Source organism: Pseudonocardia lutea (assembly GCF_042658055.1).
Taxonomy (GTDB): Bacteria; Actinomycetota; Actinomycetes; order Mycobacteriales; family Pseudonocardiaceae; genus Pseudonocardia; species Pseudonocardia lutea.
In genome coordinates, this window is sequence record NZ_JBHSQK010000102.1 from 71925 (window position 1) to 78716 (window position 6792).

Annotated in this window: 8 protein-coding genes; 4 read left to right on the forward strand and 4 right to left on the reverse strand. The window is 77.0% G+C overall.

Annotated elements, in window-relative coordinates:
• The coding region (locus ACFQH9_RS29420; protein ID WP_379571228.1) for an RNA polymerase sigma factor at positions 1 to 665 on the reverse strand (665 nt) is incomplete at its 3' end.
• A 286-nt stretch (positions 666 to 951) separates the two neighbouring features.
• On the opposite strand from ACFQH9_RS29420, the gene ACFQH9_RS29425 reads away from it, so the two are divergent.
• Positions 952 to 1599 (forward strand): response regulator, encoded by a 648-nt coding sequence (locus ACFQH9_RS29425; RefSeq protein WP_379571230.1) that lies wholly within the window; start codon positions 952 to 954, stop codon positions 1597 to 1599.
• 30 nt (positions 1600 to 1629) lie between these two features.
• Here the strand turns inward: ACFQH9_RS29425 and ACFQH9_RS29430 are convergent, their stop codons facing one another.
• Positions 1630 to 3348, reverse strand: a complete 1719-nt coding sequence (locus ACFQH9_RS29430) for a GAF domain-containing sensor histidine kinase (protein ID WP_379571232.1) — start codon at positions 3346 to 3348, stop codon at positions 1630 to 1632.
• 194 nt (positions 3349 to 3542) lie between these two features.
• On the opposite strand from ACFQH9_RS29430, the gene ACFQH9_RS29435 reads away from it, so the two are divergent.
• Positions 3543 to 4532 (forward strand): Acg family FMN-binding oxidoreductase, encoded by a 990-nt coding sequence (locus ACFQH9_RS29435; RefSeq protein WP_379571234.1) that lies wholly within the window; start codon positions 3543 to 3545, stop codon positions 4530 to 4532.
• Between the two features lie 12 nt (positions 4533 to 4544).
• On the opposite strand, the gene ACFQH9_RS29440 is transcribed toward ACFQH9_RS29435, so the two are convergent.
• Positions 4545 to 5354, reverse strand: a complete 810-nt coding sequence (locus ACFQH9_RS29440) for a nitroreductase family protein (protein WP_379571236.1) — start codon at positions 5352 to 5354, stop codon at positions 4545 to 4547.
• A gap of 164 nt (positions 5355 to 5518) precedes the next feature.
• Between ACFQH9_RS29440 and ACFQH9_RS29445 the strand changes: the two genes are divergently transcribed.
• Both ACFQH9_RS29445 and ACFQH9_RS29450 read left to right on the forward strand, forming a co-directional pair.
• Positions 5519 to 5989, forward strand: a complete 471-nt coding sequence (locus ACFQH9_RS29445; protein WP_379571238.1) for a CBS domain-containing protein — start codon at positions 5519 to 5521, stop codon at positions 5987 to 5989.
• Positions 5990 to 6030: 41 nt separating this feature from the next.
• Positions 6031 to 6480 (forward strand): GNAT family N-acetyltransferase, encoded by a 450-nt coding sequence (locus tag ACFQH9_RS29450; RefSeq protein WP_379571240.1) that lies wholly within the window; start codon positions 6031 to 6033, stop codon positions 6478 to 6480.
• Between the two features lie 16 nt (positions 6481 to 6496).
• Here ACFQH9_RS29450 and ACFQH9_RS29455 read toward each other — a convergent pair.
• The coding region (locus ACFQH9_RS29455) for a PucR family transcriptional regulator (RefSeq protein WP_379571242.1) at positions 6497 to 6792 on the reverse strand (296 nt) is incomplete at its 5' end.

Sequence of the window (6792 nt, forward strand, 5' to 3'; positions counted from 1 at the left end):
CACACATCGGCGGCCCCTCTCCGCTCACCGGACCCGTGCCCGCGGTGCCCGGACCCGTGCCCGGCGCCCACGCCGTCGGGTCCCGCCCGGACCCGCTCGGCGAGCCGCCGCAGGCCGCGGTGCGCCGCGACCCGGACGGCGCCGGGCCGCTTGCCGAGCACCCGGGCGGCCGTGGGCGCGTCGAGCCCGATCACCGCGCGCAGCAGCACCGCCTCGGCCTCGGTGCGCGGCAACGTAAGGATCTGGTCGATCGCCCACCGAGTGGCGAGCCCGTCGAGGACCGCGCCGTCGGTGTGCCGGAGATCGGCCAGCGCCACCAGGTCCGCCGGCTCCGCGGGGTCGGCCGGGCGGCGGGTGCGGGCCCGCGCCGAGTCCATCGCCCGGTTGCGGCAGATCGTGGTGGCCCAGCCGCGGAAGCCGTCGAGGTCGCCGGCGAACCGCCGCAGGTCCTTGGCGACGTGCAGCCACGTCTCGGCCGTGACGTCCTCGGCGTCACCGCCGACCAGTGCGGTGGCGTACCGCAGCAGGCGTGGTTGCAGGTCGCGGTAGAGGACGACGAAGCCCCACTCCTGGCCCGCCCGGGCCGCGACGAGCGCGTCCTCGAGCAGGGTCTGGTCACGGGCCGCGGCCACGGGCGCCGCGGTCGGGCCGGCGAGGGCGGGCACTCCACCTCCAGGTCGTTCGATGACGGGCCGGACGTCGGGGGGCGTCTCCGTCCGGCCCGCCACGCCCTCAGCGCCACCCCCGTCCCGGCTGTTACAGCCCGTGGCGGTGATCCACGGAGTTGCTCCGACGGCGTCGATCCGTACGCCCGAACAGGCGAGACCCGCGGGGCAGAGGGACCCGCTCGGTGGTGGGGGGACGTTCGGCCCTGGCGGCCCGGACCTTCCGGGCCCGGCGCGGGGTTGCGCGGGCCGTTAGCGTCGGACCGGTCGAGGACGAGGAGGCCCTGTGACCATCTCGGTGTTCCTGCTGGACGACCACGAGATCGTCCGTCGGGGGATCGCCCAGCTGCTCGAGACCGAGGACGACATCGAGGTCGTCGGCGAGGCGGGAACGGCGGCGCAGGCCCTGGCCCGCATCCCGGCCACCCGGCCCGACGTGGCCATCCTCGACGTCCGCCTGCCCGACGGCGAGGGCATCACCGTCTGCCGCGACGTCCGGTCGACGCTCAACCCGCCGCCGGCCTGCCTGATGCTCACCTCGTACTCCGACGACGAGGCGCTGTTCGGGGCGATCATGGCCGGCGCCGCGGGGTACCTGCTCAAGCAGGTCGCCGGCACCGACCTCATCGGGGCCGTGCGCACCGTCGCGGCGGGCGGCTCACTGCTCGACCCCAAGGCCACCGCGCTGGTCCTCGAACGGCTCCGGCACGGCTCCGAGCCCGACGACCCGCGCTACGAGGGTCTCTCCCCGCAGGAGCGGCGGATCCTCGACCTCATCGCCGACGGGCTCACCAACCGCCAGATCGGCGCCGAGCTCTACCTCGCCGAGAAGACGGTCAAGAACTACGTCTCCTCGCTGCTGCACAAGCTCGGCTTCTCCCGACGCACCGAGGCCGCGGTGTACGCGACCGAGCGGCGTCGCCGGGCCCGCTGAGGTCGCTCACCCAGGGGGGCCCGAAGGGGCTCAGCCGCGGTCGATCGGCACCCGCCACGCCAAGCGGGTGCCGCCGCCCGGCCGCCGGCGCACCTCCAGCGTGCCGCCGAGCTCCTCCGCCCGGTCGGCGAGGTCGCGCAGCCCGCTGCGGGCGACGCCGTCCGGCAGGCCCGTGCCGTCGTCGACCACCTGCAGCGCGAGGTCGGACCCCGCCTCCACGGTGACCGCGACGGTGCGGCCGCCGGAGTGCCGCACGGCGTTGCTGACGCCCTCCCGCACCGCCGCGAGCAGGTGCGGCACGAGATCGTCCGGCACGAGCGTGTCGACGGGACCGGAGGTGCGGATCGAGGGCGTCAACGCCGAGCCGGCGACGACCTCGTCGACCGTGTCGAGCAGCCGCCGCCGGACGTTGACCCCGGCGTCGTCGGCGCCGTGCAGGTCGAAGATCGAGGTGCGGATCTCCCGGACGGTCTCGTCCAGCTCGTCGACGGCCTGGAGGATCCGCTCCTGGACGTCCGGGCGCACCGCGCGGCGCAGCGTGCTCTGCAGCTTCAGCCCCGTGGCGAACAGCCGCTGGATGACGTGGTCGTGCAGGTCCCGGGCGATGCGGTCGCGGTCGGCCAGCACGTCGAGCTGCCGCTGCGCCCGCGACTTCTCCGCGATCTCCAACGCCAGCGCCGCCTGTTCCGCGAACGAGGTCACCAGCGGCACCTCGTTCGGCCGGTAGGGCTCGCCGCCGGTCCGCCGCAGCGCCACCAGGACCCCGATCACCCGCTCCCCCGAGCGCATCGGCACCGCGACCGACGGCCCGAGACCGGCCGGGACGGAGTCCGCGTCGTGGTCGAGGAAGGCCGCCGGCGAGTCCGCCAGCAGCGGGTTGCGGCTCTCGGCCACCTCGTCGAGGTCCGCGCCGGCCCGGATCGGCCCCTCCGGGAGCCCCAACGGCTCCCCGGCGCTGCCGCCGAGCTCGTAGCAGCCGTCCTCGTCCGGGCCGAGGAGCACGACCGCCGCGGCCGAGGCCGTCAGCTCGAGGGTCCGGACGGCGACGAGCTGGAGCACCTCCTCGTCCGACGCCCCGGCGAGCACCTCCCCGCGCACCTCGCCGAGCGCCTCCAGCCAGTGCTGCCGCTGCCGGCCCTGTTCGAACAGGTCGGCGTTCTGCACCGCGATCCCGGCGGCCGCCGCGAGCGCGTGCAGCATCACCTCGTCGTCGGCGGTGAACTCGCCGCCGCCGAGCTTCTCCGTGAGGTAGAGGTTGCCGTAGATCGAGTCCCGCACCCGGACGGGGACCCCGAGGAAGCTGTGCATCGGCGGGTGGTCGGCGGGGAAACCGACGGACACCGGATGCTGGGTCAGGTCGGCCAGCCGCAGCGGCTGCGGGTCCAGGATCAGCTGGCCGAGCAGGCCCTTCCCGGTCGGGGGCGGACCGAGCGTCTCGCGCACCCCGGGATCCAGGCCGACGTCGATGAACCGCGCGATGGACCCGTCGGGGGCCAGCACGCCGAGCGCGCCGTAGCGGGCGTCGACGAGGTCCACGGCGGACTGCACGATCCGGCGCAGCGTCGCCTCGAGCTCGAGCCCGGCGGCCACCGCCAGCACGGCGTCGAGCAGGCTCTGCATCCGGTCGCGGGAGGCGACGATCTGGCCCAGCCGCTCCTGCACCTCGCCGAGCAGCTCGTCGAGGCGCAGCCCGGACAGCACCCCGGAGACCGCGGGGCCCTGGTCCGGTCCCTGACCCGGCCGCGTCATCAGCCCTCCCGTCGCTCGTCCGCGGGACACGGTGTCACCCGCCGCGCGATCGCGACAAGCCCGGCGCGACCCACCGCGACGGGTCGAACACCCCACCCGCACGGGACCTTCGACGGTAGTGCCGCGGTCGCGCCGCTCGCAGGCTGACCGCGGGTCCGGTCGCGGACCCGCGGGACCTCGGACGGCGAGCGGTGATGATCGAGACGGGTTCGCTCGGGCTGACCGGGCGGCAGCTGCGGGACGCCGTCGAGGCGGCTTCCCGGGCGCCCTCGCTGCACAACACGCAACCCTGGCGCTTCCGGCTCACCGCGGACGGGATCGAGCTGCACGCGGACCGCTCGCGGCAGCTCACGGTCGCGGACCCGAGCGGGCGCGAGCTGCGGATCGCGTGCGGCGCGGCGCTGTACAACCTCCGGCTGGCCCTGACCGGGCACGGGGTGCGCCCGCTCGTCACGCTGCTGCCGGACCCCGCGTGCCCCGACCACGTCGCGACGATCCGCCGCGGCGGCGCGCGGCCCCCGACGCCCGAGCAGCGCCGGCTGCTCGAGGCCGTGCCGCGGCGCCGCACCAACCGCCGGCCCTTCACCGACGCCGAGGTGCCCACACCCGCGCGGCACGCGCTGCGCCGGGCGGCGCTGGACGAGGGCGCCTGGCTGGACCTCGTCGCCGATCCGGTCCAGCGGGTCGAGCTGGGTGCGCTCGCCCGGCAGGCCCACGAACGGCAGATGGCCGACCCGGAGTTCGTCGCCGAGCTGGAGCGCTGGACGGGGCAGGACGAGGACCGGGTCGACGGCGTCCCGGCCGCGGCCGGCGGACCGTTGCCGCGGCCCAACGCGACGTGGGTGCTGCGCGACTACAGCGGCGGCACCGGGCCCACCGCCGACGGCGTCGAGGCCGAGCCGTTGATCGCGGTGCTCAGCGCGTACGCCGACGGCCCGCGGGAGGAGATCCGGGCCGGCCAGGCCATGGAACGCGTGCTGCTCACCGCCACCACGCACGGCCTGGCGGTGTCCTTCCTCTCCCAGCTCGTGGAGGTCCCCGACCTGCGGGAGAGCATGCGGCGGCTGATCAGCGGCGTCCGGCCGCCCCAGGTCGTGCTGCGGATCGGGCAGGGCTGGCCGGTCCCGGCGACGCCCCGCCGGCCGCTGGCCGACCTCCTGCTGTCGGCGGACCCGCCGGCCTGACCCCGGCGTCGGTCAGCCCGTCCCGTTCCACCAGAACTCGAGCACCGCCACGGTGCTGCCCCGGGCGCCGTCGACGACGTCCCGGAGCCGGTCCGGCAGCCGCGCCCGCAGCGCCGCCGCGTCCGCGGGCGCCGCGACGACCGCGGTGTGCAGCCCGAGCAGGGCGGCGGTCAGCCGCAGCGCCTCGACGGCCTGCCCCGTCCGCAGGTCCGCGTGCGGGACCCGGCCCGCCGCGCCGACCAGCACGAACTCGGGCTCCCCGGCCTCCGGGACCACCGGCCCCTCCCCGTTCGTCGGGCCGGGCCAGGCGGGGCCGAGCTCGTCGCCCGGCACGACCGGGTGGTCGATCCCGCGCAGCCAGGCGCTCTCGGTCTCCGCGGCCCGCCGCAGCACGGACCGGGCGGCGGCGCCGCGCGGTCCGGCCGGGGGGTGCGGCCTGCCCCGGTCCCGGAGGGCCGCGTAGAGGGCCCGCTCCACGGGACGCGGCACACACGCCACGCCGGGCCGCACCACGGCGAGCAGTCCCTCCTCCACCGGGTGCGTGACCTGCGGGCGGCGGCCCTGGGCGGCCACCGCGAGCCGGATGGCGCGCAGGCCCGCCCCCGCGGCGACCCGCGTGACCCGGGCCGGCGGCTCCTCGGCGAGCGACCAGCGCCGGACCACCGACCGGACGGCGACGCCGTCGTCCACCGCCGTGACGAACCAGGGCGCCGACCCCTCCGGCGCCGAGGCCGCCCGGGCCGCGTCGACGAGCGGGGCGATCCGCAGCGCCGTCTGCGCCGCCTGCGCCGCGTCCGGGGTGAGCACCGGGTGTGCGGACATGGCGCCGAGTCTTCGCACCTGCAACGGGCCGTCGCGAGAGGCGAAGGTCCCCGCCGGTCGGGAGCCCCGCCGCCCTCGTGGGGTCCGGGCCGGGCCGTCGGCCCCTGCCCCCGCGGGCCGCGGTGCGGGACGCTCGGGCCCAGGCCCGGCCCCGAGGAGCGAGCATGACCCAGCAGCGGCACGAGCGCCCGGCCCCGCCGGAGACCCTCGACGACGACCCGCCGGTCCGTGCGGTGATGTCGCGCCGGCTCGTCGGCGTCGATCCCGCGACCCCCCTGCCGACCGCGCTGCGGTTGATGGTGGCGGGGACCGTGCGGCACCTGCCGGTGGTCCGGGAGGGCCGCTGCGTCGGCATGGTGGCCGAGGTCGACCTGCTGCGCGGTCTCGCGGCCCGCCGCGGCCCCTACGGGATGGCGACGCTGCTGGTCGCCGACGTGCTGCGGCCCGCGGTCGCGGTCCCGCCCGACACCCCGCTGCACGAGGTCGCCGCACGCATGGACGACCGGGGCACGGACGCCCTGCTCGTGGTGGAGGGCGGCCGGCCGGTCGGCCTCGTCACGGCGACGGACCTGGTCCACGCCCTGGCCCGCCGGTCCGGCGAGGAGGGCGGATCGGCACGCGCGGCGGTACCGTGACCCCCCGTCGGCCCGTGGCGTGACCACCGAGGAGGACGAGCGTGGACGGCGAGGCGACCCGCGACGGGGGCGGCTGGACCAAGGAGGCGCCCGCCCGCTGGGACGCGGCGAAGGCCGCGGCGTTCGGCGACCTCCCGCCGACGCTGTTCGGCCTCGGTTCCCCCGCGGACGGCGACCCGCTCGCCGACGAGTGGTGGCGGGCCGAGGACTCCCGCGGCGTGATCGGCTACGGCCGGCTCGACGACTCCTGGGGCGACGCCGAGATCCTGATCGTGGTGCACCCCGACCGGCGCGGCGAGGGCCTGGGCGCGGTGGTCCTCGACCGGCTCGAGCGCGAGGCGGCGCAGCGGCACCTCAACTACGTCTACAACGTGGTGCCGATGACGCACCCGGACCGCGAGGAGATCTCCGGCTGGCTGAAGGCCCACGGGTTCGAGGAGAAGGCCGACGGCGAGCTGCGCAAGCGCGTGCCACGGGTCCAGGTGAACTGAACCCGACGTGAGGGGGTCAGCCGGTCCGGCCGGACGCGCCGAGCCGGTGCAGCCGCAGCGCCAGCTGGATCTCCAGCGCCCGGTCGGGTTCCTGCCAGCCCTCCCCCAGCAGCGTCCCGATCCGCTCGAGCCGCTGCGCCACCGTGTTGACGTGCACGTGCAGCGCGGCCGCCGCGCGGCTCGGGCTGGCGCCGGCCGCGTAGTAGGACTCGAGCGTGCGCAGCAGCTCGGTGCCGCGCCGGGCGTCGTGCTCGGCGACCGGGCCGAGCACCCCCGCGACGTAGCCCGCGACGTCCGGGCGGTCGCCGCGCT

Coding starts and splice junctions, on each gene's coding strand:
- ACFQH9_RS29445 (WP_379571238.1), top strand. CDS start 5,519: ATGACCCAGCAGCGGCACGAGCGCCCGGCCCCGCCGGAGACCCTCGAC.
- ACFQH9_RS29435 (WP_379571234.1), top strand. CDS start 3,543: ATGATCGAGACGGGTTCGCTCGGGCTGACCGGGCGGCAGCTGCGGGAC.
- ACFQH9_RS29430 (WP_379571232.1), bottom strand. CDS start 3,348: ATGACGCGGCCGGGTCAGGGACCGGACCAGGGCCCCGCGGTCTCCGGG.
- ACFQH9_RS29440 (WP_379571236.1), bottom strand. CDS start 5,354: ATGTCCGCACACCCGGTGCTCACCCCGGACGCGGCGCAGGCGGCGCAG.